Genomic DNA, 16,258 nt, shown 5'->3' on the forward strand with positions numbered 1-16,258 from the left:
GTGTTTGGTAGGGTTACGGCGGTTATAGCGGAAGGGAAACACCCGGTCACATTCCGAACCCGGTAGTTAAGCTTTCCAGCGCCGATGGTACTGCATTCGAAGGGGTGTGGGAGAGTAGGACGCCGCCGGACATCTTCATAGTGTGAAAGGCCCTCGGGCCGGGATTTGTGTCTCGGTGTCCGGGGGCTTTCGCATGTCCGGGGGTGCTTGCCTGGTTCTGGTCGCTGGCGCGGGGCGGTGGCAGCCGGGCAAACGATCGTCATCAGCATGGCGTCAGGGCGGGCTGAAAGCCGGTGGGCCGGATGTGCGATCTGGAGTGGTGGGTGGTGGGGGTGAGGGGCGTCGGTAGGCTTCTGGCGTGGAATATCGAGAGGTTGAGCGGGCCATCATGGACCGCGGCGTGGAGTGGAAGTTCGAGCCCACGCTGGAGCGGATCAGTGCGTTGATGGATCTGCTCGGGTCGCCCCAGCGGGCTTGCCCGGTCATCCACATCGCCGGCACCAACGGCAAAACGAGTACGGCGCGGCTGACCGAGGCCCTGTTGCGGGAGCGCAATCTCCGGGTGGGCAGGTTCACCAGTCCGCACCTGCAGACGATGCGGGAGCGTATTTGCGTGGACGGTGAACCGCTGACGGAGGAGCGGTTCAGCGAGATTTACACCGACATCCTGCCGTACGTCGAGATGATCGACGCGAAGGGCGTGCGGATCTCGTTCTTCGAACTGCTCACGGCGATGGCGTTCGCCGCTTTCGCCGACGCGCCGGTGGACGTCGTGGTTCTCGAGACCGGGATGGGCGGCTCGTTCGACGCTACGAACGTGGCCGATGGCGCGGTCTCGGTGGTGACGCCCATCTCGCTGGATCACATCGACTATCTCGGCCCCGACATCCGCAGCATCGCGCAGGAGAAGGCCGGGATCATCAAGCCCGGTTCGATCGCCGTGCTCGCCCAGCAGCAGTTGCCCGCGGCCGAGGTGCTGATGCGCCGGGTGGCCGAGGTCGAGGCGACGGTGGCGCGGGAAGGGCTGGAGTTCGGCGTGCTGCACAGGGAGCTCGCCGTAGGCGGCCAGTTGCTGCGGCTGCAGGGCCTCAAGGGCGTCTACGAGGAGATTTTCCTCCCCCTGTACGGCGAGCACCAGGCGAGTAACGCCGTGTGCGCTCTGGCGGCCGTGGAGACGCTCGCGGGCACGGCCGAGCCGCTGGGCGAGGAACTGATCCGGCAGGCGTTCGCCGGCGTGCGCTCGCCCGGACGCCTGGAGGTGGTCAGGCGCGGGCCCACGGTGCTGATCGACGCCGCTCACAACATGGGCGGGATGGAGGCGTCGCTCCGGGCGCTCACCGAGTCCTTCTCGTTCAACCACCTGGTGGGCGTGGTGGGGATGATGGCCGACAAGGACGTCCCGGGCATGCTGGACGCGCTGGAGCCCGTGCTGAGCGAGGTGGTCGTGTCCAAGAACTCCTCGCCGCGGGCGATGGACGTCGGCGAGTTGGCGGAGCTCGCCCGCGGGGTGTTCGGCGCCGAGCGGGTCCACGAGGTGCCGCGGCTGGACGACGCGATCGACGTGGCGGTCGGCCTCGCGGATCAGGTGGACGATCTCGGTGGCGGAGCCGTGTTGATCACCGGTTCGGTGGTCACCGCGGGCGACGCCAGGAGCCTGCTCCGGGTGGGCGACAAGTAGCCGGGCGGCGAGCGGCGGACGATGACGTGACGGGTGAGCGGGAACGACGGCGAGCGTCGGGATGACCCCTCTTAAGGCGGATTGTGGATATGAGTGGTGACGGCACGAACGGTGGCGGGGGACGGCTGTTGTCGGCCGTGCTGACCGGCCGGATCAAGGTCACGCCGGGCGTGCGACGGCTGTGCGCGGGCGTGCTCGGCATGGAGGCGGTCGTCCTCGGGCTGATCACCCCGGTGGCGATCACGGTGGGGAACGTGGCGCCGGTCGTGGCGGTGTCCGTCGGGCTCGGGCTCGCGGTCTGCTGCGTGGTGCTCGCGGCGATGCTGCGCAAGCCGCTGGCGTACACGCTGGGGACCGTCATGCAGGTGCTGGCGATCGCGACCGGGTTTCTGGTTTCGACGATGTTCTTCCTTGGCGTCCTGTTTGCCGCCTTGTGGTTCACAGCAATATTCGTCGCTCACCGTGTCGAGGGCGTGACTTCACGCTAAAGTCGGCCGACATGGCCGTCCCCCAGATTCAGCGGGCGCGGGCTTTCGGTGTCGCCCGCGCCATCCGTGTCCCGGTGGTGCTCGACATCGTGGTCGGGCTCCTCATCGCGCTCGCGATTCCTCTCGCGATCGTCACGATCCCCAACACCGTCTCGGTGGTCGGGGACCTCCTTCCGCCCGAGGTCTCCCGTGCCGCCATGATCCGAGCGCACGGAATGTCGCTTCCGGCGATGCTGCTGACCGTGCCGCTCGCGGTTCTCGCCGCCCGGCGGTTCCACGCCGCGCCGCTGCTGCTGGCCGGGCTGGCCCTGCTGGCCGCCGCCGAGGCCGCGGGCGGCTTCGCCGCGACGCCGCTGGTGGCCGGGGTGCTGCGCGGCCTGCACGGGGTGGGGGCCGGGCTGCTGATGCCGGCCACGTTGCTGGCCGCGTGGGAGCGGCAGGGCGGGGCACGGCGGGCGCTGCTGGCGCTGTGGGCGGGGGCGCTCACGGCGAGCATGCTGACCGCGCAGGCGCTGGCGCTGTGGCCGCTGGACCAGGCGACCTCATGGCGGGTGACCCTGCAGCCCTATCCGCTGATCACCGGGCTGGCCCTCACCATCGGCGCCGTCTACCTGGTGCTGTGGCTGGTGAGCGGGGAGTCCCGGGCGACGCGGCCGACCGTGATCGCGGGCGGGCGGCTGCTGTCGGCGGTGGCGCCGACCGCGGGGATCGCGGCGCTGGCCCTGGGGACGACCTTCGACTGGCTGGCCGCGCTCACGCTCGCGGCCGCCGGGGTCTCGGTGATCATGCTGTTCGCTCTGGGCCTGCTGGGCGCACCCGACGGCGTCTCCGGACGGGTCCTCGCGATCGTGATGACGATCGCCGGGATCGTGGTGCTGCCCACGGCGGCGCAGACGACCTATGTCGAACTGGGCGGGGTGGGCGGGCCCGGCCTGCTCGGGTTGTGGTTGCCCTTCACGATCGCGGTCGTGCTCGCGCTCGCCGTGCCCGTGCTGGCGGGCCGGATGAGGTCGCGGGCGGCGGGTGGATCGGCCGACGCGTCGGTTTATGCATCGGTCGACGCATCGGGCAACAGGGGCCGTACCGGATCGCATGACGACGGGGACTCCGAGCCCTCGGGCGTCGTCAGGACGCCGAAGGTCCGGGTGGGCTGGGACGATCCGGGCGCCGCAGGGGAGGCCCGCGGTTTCCGGGGGAGCGAAGTGCTCTCGGCGAATCTGGTCCGGGCCGGTCTGGCCGCCCTGGTGGTCGGTCTCGCCGCCATCCGGGTACTGGTTCCGACCGCCGACGGCATCATCTTGACGGTACCGTTCACGCTGGTCGCGGTCGGCGTCGCCGTGTCGCTGGCCGCCGCGCTCTGGGCGGGATCGGCCGGGGCGGCGCTGTTCGCCCTCACCCTGTGCTTTCCGGCCGTCCTGGCCGGGTTCCTGCTCGGCACCGGAATGCAGATCGCGCGGGTGCGGGCGCTGGAGGAACTGCCCAACCCGACGGCCCGCGCCCTGGTCGACGGGTTCGTCGCCACGTTGCACGCGTGGGCGCTCATCGGCGGCTTCACGGTCGTCGCGGGCCTGGTGCTCACCGCGATCCTGCTTCGCCGTAAGGAGGACGGCCTCAGCGGCGCGGTACAGACCGGGCCGACGCGGGAGAAACGAGCGGAGAGCGATCGCGAGAGCGCGGCCATGTCCGATCCCGGTACGGCGCCCGTCGGGCTCGTTCCGGACAGGCGGGTCCATTCCACCGGCACGATGGACGTTCTGGTGGCCCGGGGAGAACCCGTTCATGGCAGGCGGCCGGTGGTGCCGCCGCCGAGCCCTTCTCCCGAAGCCTCCCTCGGCTCGTTCGGAGGGGGCGGCCGTCTGGATCGTCTTGGGGAGGTGCGCGGCGGCGAGCCCGATGGGGAAGGCACGGGCGAGATCGACCGTAAGCGTCGTGACGAGGGCACATCCTGATCGGCTTCGCGGGCCGCGGATGGCGGGCGGGGGCGATTGTGGGGGCGATCGCAGGGATGCCGGTGGGCGGACGGGGATGGCGGATGGGTGAAGGCCGGTAAGCTTCGGGGCTAATCAGGCCGTGTTTCGCGGCCCTCTCATCCCACTCATAAGGAGAACCTCGTGTCCGAGCGCACGCTTGTCCTCATCAAGCCGGACGGAGTCCGTCGCGGCCTGGTCGGCGATGTGATCGCCCGCATCGAGCGCAAGGGGCTCAAGATCGCGGCGATGGATCTGCGTACGCTGGACGCCGAGACCGCCAAGGCACACTACGCCGAGCACTCCGAGAAGCCGTTCTTCGGTGAGCTGGTGGAGTTCATCACCTCCGGGCCGCTCGTGGCGATGGTGCTGGAGGGGCCGCGGGCGGTGGAGGCGTTCCGCGCGCTGGCGGGCGCGACCGACCCGGTCAAGTCCGCTCCCGGCACGATCCGCGGCGACCACGCCCTGGAGATCGGCGAGAACGTCGTGCACGGCTCCGACTCCCCGGAGTCGGCCGCCCGCGAGATCAAGATCTTCTTCCCGGATCGTTTCTGATCCGCGCAGGAACGCGGGGCCCGGCGTGACCAGGACGCCGGGCTCCGCGTTCGCATGCCGGTGAACCCGGCCCCACGATCATCGGAGCTCCACGAGCACAGGTGGAGCCGCCGCCGAGAGACCGGCGGATCGGTCAGGTCCTTGCCCGGCCCACGACCTGGCCCACGACTTGGCCACTGCCGTCATGCGGCCGGGCCGCCAGATTTTCCGAGAACGAGACGACCTGCTTGCGCCAGCACTGGATACGTTCCGTTACGATTCAGATGCGTTCAGCAATAAGATGCCCTCTCCGGGGCACCACCTTCCTGTAACCACCACGGAAGGCTCCTTTCCTCATGGGCAGCAAGCTGGCTTTTCTCGGCCGCGACATGGCGGTCGACCTGGGCACCGCCAACACGTTGGTCTACGTACGGGGGCGCGGAATCGTGCTCAACGAGCCCTCCGTCGTCGCGATCAACACGACCACGGGGAAGATCGTCGCGGTGGGCATCGAGGCCAAACGCATGATCGGCCGTACGCCGGGCAACGTCGTCGCGGTCCGCCCCCTCAAGGACGGCGTCATCGCCGACTTTGACGTGACCGAGCGCATGCTGCGCTACTTCATCCAGCAGATCCATCGCCGCAGCCTGTTCGCCAAGCCGCGCATCATCGTGGCGGTGCCGAGCGGCATCACCGGCGTCGAGCAGCGGGCGGTGAAGGAGGCCGGGTACCAGGCGGGGGCGCGGCGCGTCTACATCGTCGAGGAGCCGATGGCGGCGGCGATCGGAGCGGGCCTTCCCGTGCACCAGCCCACCGGCAACATGGTGGTCGACATCGGCGGCGGCACCACCGAGGTGGCGATCATCTCGATGGGCGGCATCGTGACCAGCCAGTCGATCCGGGTGGCGGGGGACGAGCTCGATCAGGCGATCATCAGCTTCGCCAAGAAGGAGTACTCCCTCATGCTGGGGGAGCGCACCGCCGAGGAGATCAAGATCGCGGTCGGTTCGGCCTGCCCGATGGACGAGGACTGCCAGGCGGAGATCCGCGGCCGTGACCTGGTCACCGGCCTGCCCAAGACCGTCGTGGTGACCGGCGAGGAGATCCGCAGGGCCACCGAGGAGCCGATCAACGCGATCGTGGACGCGGTCAAGACGACCCTGGACAAGTGCCCGCCGGAGCTGTCGGGCGACCTCATGGACCGGGGGATCGCGCTCACCGGCGGCGGGGCCCTGCTGCGCGGCATGGACGACCGGCTCCGCGAGGAGACCGGCATGCCCATCCACCTGGTGGACAACGCGCTGGACTCGGTGGCGCTGGGCACCGGCAAGTGCGTGGAGGACTTCGAGGCGCTTCAGCAGGTCCTCGTTCCGGAGCCCCGGCACTGATGCGGGACACCCGCGGGGCCCGGGTGGTGCTCGGGCTGTTGCTCGCCGCCGCGCTGGTGCTGATCACGGTGGACCATCGGGGCGGCGGACATTCTCCGCTGGAGGCTCTGCACGGACTCGGCGCCGATGTGTTCTCCGGCGTCGAGCGGGCGGGCGCGAACCTCGTGCGGCCCGTGCGGGACTTCGCCGCGACGCTGGCCGAGGCCCCCTCGGCCCGGCGGCGCATCGAGGAACTGGAGCGGGAGAACGGGCGGCTGCGCGCCGAGCTGACCGCGCGGGCCATGGACCGGCAGCGTTCGGAGCAGCTCGGGCGCCTGCTCGGGCTGGCGGGGCTCGGCGGCTACCGGATCGTGCCGGGCCAGGTGATCGCCAGGCGGGGGGTGCCGGGGCTGGAGGAGGTCGCGCAGATCGACGTCGGCACGGCCGACGGGGTGAGGCCGAACATGACGGTGCTCAACCCCGAAGGGCTCGTCGGCCGGGTGATCCGGGCGTCGGAGCACTCCTCGACGGTGGCGCTGCTGACCGATCCGGCCTCGGCGGTGGGGGCGCGACTGGAGGGCGGCAACGAGATCGGCGTGGTGAAGGGGCTGGGACGCGGCATGGGCGACGCCCTGGTGCGGCTGCGGCTCTTCGACTCCAGCGTCACGCTCACGCCCGGGCAGCGCATCGTCAGCTTCGGCTCCCAGGAGGGCGCGCCGTACGTGGCGGGGGTGCCGATCGGGGTGATCGAGCGCGTGGAGCCGACGCCGGGCGAGCTGACCAAGATGGCGATCGCGCGGCCGTACGCCGACTTCTCGGCGCTGGATGTGATCGGCGTGGTGGTGCAGGGGCCGCGGCGGGATCCGCGGGACGCCGTGCTTCCGCCCGCCCGGGCCGCGGCGGGCGGGCAGATGGGCGGGCAGACGGGCGGGAGGACGGCCGGGGAGACGGATCGTGACGCCCGCGCGGGCTCCGAGCGGGGCAACGCGGGCAGGGACGCGGGCAGGGACGCGGACTCGCGCAGGAACAGAGGCGGGAACGCCGGCCGGGGCGAGCGGGCGGACGGGGGTGCCTGAGGTGCTGCGTGGCGTCGCCGTCGTGCTGGCCGTCGTGGCCGTCCTGGTCGCGCAGGTCTCGGTGATCGGCCGGCTCGCGCTGCCCGGCGGCGGGCCGGACCTGCTGGTGCCCGTCGTGGTGACGCTGTCGTTCCTGCGGGGGGCGAGGGCCGGGGCGGCGATCGGGTTCGCCGCGGGCCTCGCGGGGGACGTCATGCCGCCCTCCGACCACCTCATCGGGCAGCACGCGCTGGTGATGTGCCTCATCGGATACTTCGCCGGGCGGGCCAGGGAGCGCGCCCCCGGCGCGGTGCTGTCGTGCGCGGTGGCGTGCGCCGTGGCCGCGCCGCTGCTGTCGGCCGGGCTGGCCGCGCTGCTCGGCGATCCCCGGGCCGAGCAGGCGGTGCTGGTGCGGTCGTGGATCCCGCTGGTGGCCTACAACCTGCTCGCCGTGCCGGCGGTGGTGTGGGTGATCGGGCGCGCCCTCGGCAAGTCGCGGCCGCGTGCGGTCGCGCTGCGGGTGTGGGGGCGGGCGTGAGGCGATCGAGGCGGGGCCGGCTCGTCGTGCTGCAGGTGCTGGTGATGTCCATGCTGGCGGTGCTCGCCGTACGGCTGTGGCACATCCAGGTGGTGCGCGGCAAGGAGTTCGTGGCGGCGGCGACCGAGACCAGGACCAGGAACGTCGTGATCCCGGCGCTGCGGGGGCAGATCCTCGACTCGGCGGGGCGGCCGCTGGTGCGCAACCGGGCGGCGCTGGTCGTCTCGATCGACCCCGGCCGGTTCGGCAAGATGAAGGACGGCGGCAGATCGGTGCTGCAACGGCTCGCCGGCGTGCTCGGCGAGCCGGTGGCGGAGCTGGACAAGCGCATCCGCCCGTGCGGGCCGAAGGTGACGCGGCCGTGCTGGCCGGGCTCGCCGTACCGGCCGATTCCGATCGCGCAGCGGGTGACCTCGCGGCAGGCGCTGCAGATCCTGGAGCGGCAGGAGGCGTTTCCGGGGGTGACGGCCGAGGTGCAGGCGGTGCGGGAGTATCCGGGCCGGTGGCACGCGGCGCAGGTGCTCGGCTATCTGCAGCCGGTCACGCAGGAGGAGCTTGAGCGCAAATCAGAGTTGAAGAAGGACTTCTCCGGCATGGACCTGGTCGGCCGTGACGGGCTGGAGTCGGTGTACGACGAATACCTGCGCGGCAGGCCGGGTGAGCGCAGGATCGGCGTGGACCGCATGGGCAAGGTCCTCGGCCTGGAGCGGCAGGTGCCGCCGACGCCGGGGGACACGCTCATCACGAGCATCGACGCCAAGGTGCAGGCGGTGGTGGAGGCGGCGCTCGCCGACGCGATGCGGCAGCAGCCGAAGGCCGACGGGGCCGCCGGGGTGGTGCTCGACCCCCGCACCGGGCGGGTGATCGCGCTGGCGAGCATGCCGAGCTACGACCCGACGATCTGGACCGGCGGCATCTCCAGCGGGGAGTACGAGCGGTTGCTGTCGCAGAAGGCGGGCAATCCGCTGGTGTCCCGGGCGATCAAGGGCGAGTTCGCGCCCGGCTCGACGTTCAAGCTGTCGTCGGTGGCGGCGATGGTGAAGGACGGCTATCCGCTGAAGGGCAAGTACGCCTGCCCGGGGTCGGTCATGGTGGGCGGGCGCGCGTTCAACAACTTCCGCGGCATCCCGCTGGGCACGATCGACCTGCACACGGCGCTGCTGAAGTCGTGCGACACGATCTTCTACCGCGCGGCGTACGAGATGTGGCAGCGCGACGGCGGCATCGACGGCAAGCCGCACATGAAGGAGCCGATGTCGCGGATGGCGCGTGCCCTCGGGTTCGGCCGCAAAACCGGCATCGACGTGCCGGGGGAGTCGCCGGGGCGGATTCCCGACCGGGCGTGGAAGAAGGAGCTGTGGCGGCAGACCAGCAAGCACAACTGCGCGCGCAGCAAGACCGGGTATCCGGAGGTGGCCAAGACGGATCCGGCGAGGGCCGCGTTCCTCAAGCGACTGGCGTACGAGAACTGCGTCGACGGGTTCAAGTTCTGGCCCGGTGAGGCCGCGAACCTGTCGATCGGGCAGGGCGACGTGCTGGTAACGCCGCTGCAGCTCGCGGTGGCGTACGCGGCGATGGTCGGCGACGGCAAGGTGCGCAGCCCGCGCGTGGGCTGGGCGATCGTCAGCCCGGGCGGGAAGATCGTCAAGGAGATCACGCCGCCGGTGGTGGGCGAGGTGCCCATCGCCGGGCATGTGCGCGACTACATCCGCAGGGCGCTCAGCCAGGTGCCGTCCGACGGCACGGCGGCCGGGGCGTTCGCCGGCTTCCCGTTCGACAAGGTGAACGTCGGCGGCAAGACCGGCACCGCCGAGGTGTACGGCAAGGCCGACACCTCCTGGTTCGCCTCGTTCGCCCCGGCGGAGAACCCGCGGTTCGTCGTGGTGGTCATGGTGTCGCAGGGCGGCATGGGGGCCCAGACGGCGGCGCCGGCCGTACGCAAGATCTATGAGGGCATCTTCGGCCTGAACGGGAGACCGCCGGCGCTGCCCGGCAGCAGGCCACCGGACCGTCCGCCCGTCATCGCGCCCGACGGCACGGTGGCGCCATGACCCGCGCCGTCGCCGCGCAGCGGCGGTCCCTCACGGGCAGGGCGCTGGAGGTGCGGTCGGCGGTGCGGCAGATGGACGGCGCGTTGCTGATCTCGGTGGCGCTGCTGTCGGTGTTCGGCGCACTGCTGGTGTGGTCCTCTACCCGCACCTGGGCGGCGGGCGCGCCCACCGGGCTGATCAACAAGCACCTGCTCAACCTCGCCATCGGCTGGGTGCTGTTCGGCGCGGTCGCCATGGCGGACGCGCGCAAGCTGCGATCCTACGCGCCGCTCGCCTACCTGGCCGGGGTGGCCGGGCTGGTGGCGGTGATCACGCCGCTCGGCGCGACGGTCAACGGATCGCACTCGTGGATCCTGCTCGGCGGCGGATTCGCCTTCCAGCCGTCCGAGATGGCCAAGCCGGCGCTGATCCTCATGCTCGCCATGCTGCTCGGCCGGCCGGTGGAGGGCACCGACCGGCCGCGCGGGCTCGACGTGCTGCTGTCGCTCGTGGCCACGTCGATCCCGATCACGCTGGTGCTGCTGCAGCCGGATCTCGGCACCACGATGGTGTTCTGCGTGATCGTGGTCGGGGTGCTGGTCTTCTCGGGGCTGCGCAAACGGTGGATCGCCCTCTTCACGCTGGTCGCCGCCGTGGGCGCGGTGCTGGTGTGGTCGATGGACGTGCTCAAGCCGTACCAGGTGGAGCGGTTCACCGCCTTCGTCGATCCGTCGCGCGATCCGCGCGGCGCCGGATACAACAGCACGCAGTCGCTGATCGCGATCGGGTCGGGGGAGGTGTTCGGCAAGGGCCTGTTCCGCGGCGGGCAGACGATGGGGCGGTTCGTGCCCGAGCAGCACACCGACTTCATCTTCACCGTCGCCGGGGAGGAGTTCGGCTTCGTGGGGTCGATCGCGGTGGTGATCCTGCTCGGCGTGGTCCTGCTGCGCGGCCTGCGCATCGCCCGCCAGTGCGAGGACAGGTTCGGGATGATGGTCGCGGCGGGCATCGTGTGCTGGCTGGCGTTCCAGACCTTCATCAACATCGGCATGACGATCGGGATCATGCCCATCACCGGTCTGCCGCTGCCGTTCGTGTCGTACGGCGGGACCGCGACCTTCGCGAACATGATCGCGATTGGCGTGTTGCAGGCGATTCACATCCGGGTACGGTCATTTCGATAGCCAGGTTCTAGCTAGGTTCTAACCGGGTTCTAGCCGGGTTCTAGTCGGGTTCGGCCGGTTGGGCGGAACATGAGAGCCGACCGCATGTTCGGCGGCTCCGGCTCTCACTGGCGCCTTCGCCGTCAAGCGAACATTCTGGGAACACCAGGAGTTGCGGGGCTTAACGAACCCTGACGGAGGACGCGCGATGCGGGAGACGGCGCACGATGACCTGGCGGGATGGGAGGCCGAGACCCGGCGGCGGGCGTTACGGCTGCTCCGAGACGCGTTTCCCGACTACCGAATCGTGTACGCCGCGGGCCGCTGGGTCGCCGCCGACGCGGGAGATCCGCCGCAGGTGTGGTTCGCCGAGACGCCGAGCAGCCTGTGCGGGCAACTCTTTCTCGCGCAGTTGCACAAGGGCGGCACCGTCGCGCCCATCGGGTCGAACCCCCGCACGGCGTGATCGCCGACTTCGGACACGGCGAGGCGGAGGCGAATCCGCCGCCGTCGCGGCGGACGGCCCGCATGTCGTGCCGCCCGCGTTCGCGGCAGGATACGCACTGATCCCACGGTTGCCGGGGTAAGGAACCCACCGATCGGCTCGACCGGCGCGGTACCCGGACAGCCCCCGAGATCACTTCGGCGAGCAGGGACGTGAAGCAAGGATGATGGACACCCCCCGTGGCTCCGGACACGGCGCCGCCCGCGGCCGGGACCGCTCGGTCCACGGCGTGGCCGCGGCCGTGCGCGAACGCACGCTGGCGGGCCGGGACGGGCCGCCGTCCGCGGTGATCGTCGGCCAGATGGCCGAGGAGATCCACGCGACCTGCCCGGACGTCACCCGCCTGAAGTGCTACCGGCTGGCGAACGGGTGGACGGTCGAGGAGGCGATCAGGCGTTTCCACGCCATGTGCGACCGCGAGGGGCTGCGCCGCCGCGGCCTCACCGAGCGGTCCTGGCGCGAGTGGGAGGCCGGCGCCCGGCCCGACCGCGACTACACCGACCTGCTGTGCCGGCTGTTCGCGACCGGCCCGGTGCAGCTCGGCTTCGCCCGCGACTACACGCCCGTGGACGGCCGCCCGCTGCTGGCGGTGGACCCGGTCGCGGCGGTGGCGAGGGAGACCAGCGAGCATGCCGAGCGGGCCGAGACGAGCGAGATCGGCCCCGGCACCCTGCAGCGGCTGCGCGCCGAGATGGTGTGGGTCTGCCGCCGGTACGTCGTCGACGCCCCGCTGCCGCTGTTCGTGGAGATGCGCCAGCTGCAGGAGCGGGCCCGCCAGGCGCTCGAACGGCGCATCCACCCGCCGCAGGCGATCGAGCTGTACTTCCTGATCGGCGCGCTGAGCGGCCTGATGGCGAACGCCAGCATGGACATGGGCCGCCGCGTCCCCGCCGATCAGCTCGCCCGCGCGGCCTTCACCTACGGCAGCATCGCCGGGCAGACCTCGCTGATGGGGTGGTCGCGCGGCATGCAGGCGTCGGTCGCGTTCTGGGACCGCCGCTACACCGACGCGGTGGAGTACGCCGAGGACGGCGTGACCCACCTGCCGCACGGGCCGGGCGCGGCCCGGCTGCACATGATCCGCGCCCGGGCGCTGGCGGTGCTGGCGCGCGAGCGGGAGGCCGTCGAGGCGCTGCGGCAGGCGGACGAGGCCAGGCACCGCGGCGAGCCCGGGGACGAGCTGCACGAGGAGGTCGGCGGGGAGTTCGCCTTCCCCGCGGCCAAGCAGCACTACTACGCCGCCGTTGCCCGGCTGCACCTGGGGCACGTCGACAAGGCGATCGAGGAGGGCCGCCGCGCGCTCGACCTGTACGCACGCGACGACAGCGCCCAGCGCTCCTACGGCTGCGAGGCGATGACCCGCGCCTACCTCGTCGTCGCGCACCTGGCCGACGACGACGAGGACAGCGCCCGGGAGGTCCTGGAGCCGCTGCTCGCGCTGCCGCCCGAGCGGCGCATCGGCCATCTCGCCACCACCCTCGACGTCGGACGCGAGCTGCTCGCCGCCCGGCCGGGAGGCGAGCGCCTCGCCCGTCAAATCGAGGGTTTCTGCTCCGTGGGCCTGACCCACACCGCCGCACGGGCGCTGCCCGAAGGGAGCCGCTGATGTCGATCGCCGCCGAGAACCCGGTCCTGCCCCGCGCGCTCGCCGCGATCGAGCTCGCCTGCGCGCAGGCCGGGCTGGACCCGGCCGGGGCGCGTCTGATGCGCGACTACGCCAACCTGGTGTACGAGCTGCCCGGGGAGAACGTCGTGCTGCGGCTGGCGGAGGCGGCCACGCCGGGCAAGTACGAGCGGCTGCTCACCTCGGTGCGGGTGACGCGGTGGCTGATCGAGCAGGACTTCCCCGCCGTCCGCCCGCTTGAGGTGCGCCAGCCGATCGCGGCGGAGGGCTTCTTCGTCACGTTCTGGTACCACGAGGGGCATGTGGGGCCCCTCCCCGAGCCGGCGGCGCTCGGTGCGATGCTGCGGCACCTGCACGCGCTGCCTCAGGTGCCGTTCGACCTGCCGACGTACGATCCCTTCGGTTCGGTCAGGCGGGCCATCGACGCCTGCCGCGTCCTGACCCTTGAGGACCGGGCGTGGCTCGTCGAGCGGTGCTCGGTGCTCGCCGAGTCCTACTACGAGCGGCTGGAGTTCGGCCTGCCGTACGGGCTGATCCACGGTGACGCCCACCGTGGAAACCTGCTGCGTACCTCTGGGCGGCTCCTGCTGTGCGACTGGGACTCGGTGAGCGCCGGGCCTAGGGAGATCGACCTCGCCCCGACCCTGACGGGCGTGCGCTTCGGGCTGACCGAGCAACAGCGCCAAGCGTTCTGCGACGCGTACGGGTACGACATGACCGCCTGGCCGGGGTATCCGGTGCTGCGGGACATGCGGGAGCTGCAGACGCTCACCGCCGTGCTGCGCAACGCGCATCGGGATCCGCGCGCCCACGAGGAGCTGAGGCTGCGCCTCACGTCGCTGCAGGCGGGCGACGACCGGCCGTGGAACGCCTTCTGAAAATCTTTGCCTAAGTCAAGGATTTTTGCGGCGGTATCCGGCAGAATGGGGTCACGCCCCTTACGCGGCGGGGAGGGTGATCGCCATGTTCCTGGTTTTCTGCGATGAGTGCGACCGGCGCATGCTGCTGCCCGCGAACCACGTCCGCGCCCTGCACAATCTCGCGCCCGGCGTGATCGCGGTCGAGATGACCTGCTACGAGGGGCATGTCGTGCTCATGATGAGCGGCAGCGACATCGACATTCCCGGCCCCGCCCCGGTGTGAGCGCCCCGGCCCGAGTGCTTGGGTGTGCGAGCTCCCAAGCGGGGCCGGGGAATCCGCCCGTGCCGGTCGCGCGTGCGTACCGGCCTGGCGGGGTCCGCATCGCGGCTAGGCTGGTGCCATGTCTGTCGAGTCACTGTTTCCCCGCCTGGAGCCGCTGCTGCCGCACGTGCAGAAGCCGATCCAGTACGTCGGGGGTGAGCTCAACTCGACCGTCAAGGAGTGGGACGAGGCGTCCGTGCGATGGGCGCTGATGTATCCGGACGCGTACGAGGTCGGGCTGCCCAACCAGGGCGTGCAGATCCTGTACGAGATCCTGAACGAGCTGCCCGAGACGCTGGCGGAGCGCACCTACGCGGTCTGGCCGGACCTCGAGGCGCTCATGCGCGAGCACGGCGTGCCGCAGTTCACCGTCGACGCGCATCGGCCGGTGCGGGCCTTCGACGTGCTCGGCGTGTCGTTCGCCACCGAGCTGGGATACACCAACCTGCTCACCGCGCTCGACCTGGCGGGCATCCCGCTGGAGTCGGCGGACCGGGGCGAGGCGGATCCGATCGTCCTGGCGGGCGGGCACGCCGCGTTCAACCCCGAGCCGATCGCCGCCTTCATCGACGCGGCGGTGCTCGGCGACGGCGAGCAGGTCGCGATAGCGATCACCGAGGTGATCCGCGAGTGGAAACAGGAGGGCGAGCCCGGCGGGCGCGACGAGCTGCTGCTGCGGCTGGCCGAGTCCGGCGGCGTGTACGTGCCCCGGTTCTACGACGTGGAGTACCACCCCGACGGCCGCATCAAGCGGGTGGCGCCGAACCGGCCGAGGGTGCCGTGGCGGGTGCACAAGCACACCGTGATGGACCTGGACGAGTGGCCGTACCCGAAAAAGCCGCTGGTGCCGCTCGCCGAGACGGTGCACGAGCGGTTCAGCGTGGAGATCTTCCGCGGCTGCACGCGCGGCTGCCGCTTCTGCCAGGCCGGCATGATCACGCGGCCGGTGCGGGAGCGCTCGATCACCACGATCGGCGACATGGTCGAGGTGGGGCTCAAGGAGTCCGGCTTCAACGAGGTCGGCCTGCTCTCGCTGTCGAGCGCCGACCACTCGGAGATCGCCGACATCGCCAAGGGCCTCGCCGACCGGTACGAGGGCACCGACACCAGCCTGTCGCTGCCGTCGACCCGCGTGGACGCCTTCAACATCGACCTGGCCAACGAGTTCTCCCGCAACGGCCGCCGCTCCGGGCTCACCTTCGCCCCGGAGGGCGGATCGGAGCGCATGCGCAAGGTGATCAACAAGATGGTCACCGAGGAGGACCTGATCCGCACCGTCACCACCGCCTACAGCCAGGGGTGGCGGCAGGTGAAGCTGTACTTCATGTGCGGCCTGCCGACCGAGACCGACGAGGACGTGCTGCGCATCGCCGATCTCGCCAAGAAGGTCATCAAGGCCGGCCGGGAGGTCACCGGGTCGCGGGACATCCGCTGCACGGTGTCGATCGGCGGCTTCGTGCCCAAGCCGCACACCCCGTTCCAGTGGGCCGGGCAGACCGACCACGAGACGGTCGACCGCAGGCTCAAGGCGCTGCGTGACGCCCTGCGCTCCGACAAGGAGTACGGCAGGGCGATCGGCTACCGCTACCACGACGGCAAACCGTCGATCGTCGAGGGCCTGCTGTCGCGCGGCGACCGCCGGGTCGGCAAGGTGATCAGGGCGGTATGGGAGGCCGGGGGACGCTTCGACGGCTGGAGCGAGCACTTCTCCTACGAGCGGTGGACCGAATGCGCCGAAAAGGCGCTGGCCGACGAGGCCGTCGATCTCGACTGGTACACCGTCAGGGAGCGCGACGAGAACGAGGTGCTGCCCTGGGACCATCTGGACGCCGGCCTCGACCGGGAGTGGCTGTGGCAGGACTGGCAGGACGCGATCGCCGGCGGCGAGGTCGAGGACTGCCGCTGGACGCCCTGCTACGACTGCGGCGTCTGCCCCTCGATGCAGACCGAGATTCAGATCGGCCCGACCGGGCGCAAACTGCTCCCGCTCACCGTGCTGTGACGTCCGTGCCCTGAGGCGTGCTCCGCTGCGCCCCGGGGCACGGAGGGGTACGGCGGGGTACGGCGGGGCCGGTGATGTCGGGGCGGGGGATGGTCCGCGATGGTCTGAAAAGCGCCTCTACCAGC

General features: G+C 71.1%; 14 protein-coding genes and 1 rRNA gene. All 15 read left to right on the forward strand.

Annotated features, from left to right (window positions below):
* Positions 1–14 precede the first annotated feature (14 nt).
* Positions 15–131: ribosomal RNA gene (rrf, locus tag AB0K60_RS00005) — 5S ribosomal RNA — on the forward strand.
* 257 nt (positions 132–388) lie between these two features.
* Complete coding sequence (locus AB0K60_RS00010) at positions 389–1,678, forward strand: folylpolyglutamate synthase/dihydrofolate synthase family protein (RefSeq protein ID WP_364048111.1); 1,290 nt, start codon at positions 389–391, stop codon at positions 1,676–1,678.
* Between the two features lie 89 nt (positions 1,679–1,767).
* Complete coding sequence (locus AB0K60_RS00015; protein ID WP_364046535.1) at positions 1,768–2,166, forward strand: DUF4233 domain-containing protein; 399 nt, start codon at positions 1,768–1,770, stop codon at positions 2,164–2,166.
* 11 nt (positions 2,167–2,177) lie between these two features.
* Positions 2,178–4,115, forward strand: coding sequence for a hypothetical protein (locus AB0K60_RS00020; protein WP_364046538.1), 1,938 nt, complete (start codon positions 2,178–2,180; stop codon positions 4,113–4,115).
* Between the two features lie 162 nt (positions 4,116–4,277).
* Positions 4,278–4,688: a nucleoside-diphosphate kinase gene (gene ndk, locus AB0K60_RS00025; protein WP_364046541.1), complete on the forward strand. Its 411-nt coding sequence runs from the start codon at positions 4,278–4,280 to the stop codon at positions 4,686–4,688.
* Positions 4,689–5,023: 335 nt separating this feature from the next.
* Positions 5,024–6,055 carry a rod shape-determining protein gene (locus tag AB0K60_RS00030; RefSeq protein WP_364046544.1) on the forward strand — a complete coding sequence of 344 codons (1,032 nt, stop codon included), beginning with the start codon at positions 5,024–5,026 and terminating at the stop codon, positions 6,053–6,055.
* The gene (gene mreC / locus AB0K60_RS00035; protein WP_364046547.1) at positions 6,055–7,110 is read left to right on the forward strand and encodes a rod shape-determining protein MreC; all 1,056 of its coding nucleotides are present in this window, start codon (positions 6,055–6,057) and stop codon (positions 7,108–7,110) included. Before AB0K60_RS00030 ends, mreC begins: the two co-directional genes overlap by 1 nt.
* A gap of 1 nt (position 7,111) precedes the next feature.
* Positions 7,112–7,627: a rod shape-determining protein MreD gene (mreD, locus tag AB0K60_RS00040; RefSeq protein ID WP_364046550.1), complete on the forward strand. Its 516-nt coding sequence runs from the start codon at positions 7,112–7,114 to the stop codon at positions 7,625–7,627.
* Positions 7,624–9,678, forward strand: coding sequence for a penicillin-binding protein 2 (gene mrdA, locus AB0K60_RS00045; RefSeq protein WP_364046553.1), 2,055 nt, complete (start codon positions 7,624–7,626; stop codon positions 9,676–9,678). The genes mreD and mrdA overlap by 4 nt, the downstream gene beginning before the upstream one ends.
* Entirely contained in the window at positions 9,675–10,841 is a 1,167-nt protein-coding gene (gene rodA, locus AB0K60_RS00050) for a rod shape-determining protein RodA (protein ID WP_364046556.1), read from the forward strand. The genes mrdA and rodA overlap by 4 nt, the downstream gene beginning before the upstream one ends.
* A gap of 187 nt (positions 10,842–11,028) precedes the next feature.
* Complete coding sequence (locus AB0K60_RS00055; protein ID WP_364046559.1) at positions 11,029–11,286, forward strand: hypothetical protein; 258 nt, start codon at positions 11,029–11,031, stop codon at positions 11,284–11,286.
* A gap of 202 nt (positions 11,287–11,488) precedes the next feature.
* On the forward strand, positions 11,489–12,931 hold the full coding sequence (locus tag AB0K60_RS00060) for a hypothetical protein (RefSeq protein WP_364046562.1): 1,443 nt from the start codon (positions 11,489–11,491) through the stop codon (positions 12,929–12,931).
* Positions 12,931–13,827, forward strand: coding sequence for an aminoglycoside phosphotransferase family protein (locus tag AB0K60_RS00065; RefSeq protein WP_364046565.1), 897 nt, complete (start codon positions 12,931–12,933; stop codon positions 13,825–13,827). The genes AB0K60_RS00060 and AB0K60_RS00065 overlap by 1 nt, the downstream gene beginning before the upstream one ends.
* A gap of 85 nt (positions 13,828–13,912) precedes the next feature.
* Positions 13,913–14,092 (forward strand): hypothetical protein, encoded by a 180-nt coding sequence (locus AB0K60_RS00070; RefSeq protein ID WP_364046568.1) that lies wholly within the window; start codon positions 13,913–13,915, stop codon positions 14,090–14,092.
* Between the two features lie 118 nt (positions 14,093–14,210).
* Complete coding sequence (locus AB0K60_RS00075; protein WP_364046571.1) at positions 14,211–16,133, forward strand: TIGR03960 family B12-binding radical SAM protein; 1,923 nt, start codon at positions 14,211–14,213, stop codon at positions 16,131–16,133.
* Positions 16,134–16,258: the final 125 nt, after the last annotated feature.

Source organism: Thermopolyspora sp. NPDC052614 (genome assembly GCF_040678635.1).
GTDB lineage: Bacteria > Actinomycetota > Actinomycetes > Streptosporangiales > Streptosporangiaceae > Thermopolyspora.

Excerpts from the sequence above, each read along its gene's own strand:
- AB0K60_RS00030 (WP_364046544.1), top strand. The coding sequence starts at position 5,024 with ATGGGCAGCAAGCTGGCTTTTCTCGGCCGCGACATGGCGGTCGACCTG.
- AB0K60_RS00060 (WP_364046562.1), top strand. The coding sequence starts at position 11,489 with ATGATGGACACCCCCCGTGGCTCCGGACACGGCGCCGCCCGCGGCCGG.
- AB0K60_RS00010 (WP_364048111.1), top strand. The coding sequence starts at position 389 with ATGGACCGCGGCGTGGAGTGGAAGTTCGAGCCCACGCTGGAGCGGATC.
- AB0K60_RS00020 (WP_364046538.1), top strand. The coding sequence starts at position 2,178 with ATGGCCGTCCCCCAGATTCAGCGGGCGCGGGCTTTCGGTGTCGCCCGC.
- mreC (WP_364046547.1), top strand. The coding sequence starts at position 6,055 with ATGCGGGACACCCGCGGGGCCCGGGTGGTGCTCGGGCTGTTGCTCGCC.
- AB0K60_RS00075 (WP_364046571.1), top strand. The coding sequence starts at position 14,211 with ATGTCTGTCGAGTCACTGTTTCCCCGCCTGGAGCCGCTGCTGCCGCAC.
- AB0K60_RS00015 (WP_364046535.1), top strand. The coding sequence starts at position 1,768 with ATGAGTGGTGACGGCACGAACGGTGGCGGGGGACGGCTGTTGTCGGCC.
- AB0K60_RS00055 (WP_364046559.1), top strand. The coding sequence starts at position 11,029 with ATGCGGGAGACGGCGCACGATGACCTGGCGGGATGGGAGGCCGAGACC.
- AB0K60_RS00070 (WP_364046568.1), top strand. The coding sequence starts at position 13,913 with ATGTTCCTGGTTTTCTGCGATGAGTGCGACCGGCGCATGCTGCTGCCC.
- rodA (WP_364046556.1), top strand. The coding sequence starts at position 9,675 with ATGACCCGCGCCGTCGCCGCGCAGCGGCGGTCCCTCACGGGCAGGGCG.
- AB0K60_RS00065 (WP_364046565.1), top strand. The coding sequence starts at position 12,931 with ATGTCGATCGCCGCCGAGAACCCGGTCCTGCCCCGCGCGCTCGCCGCG.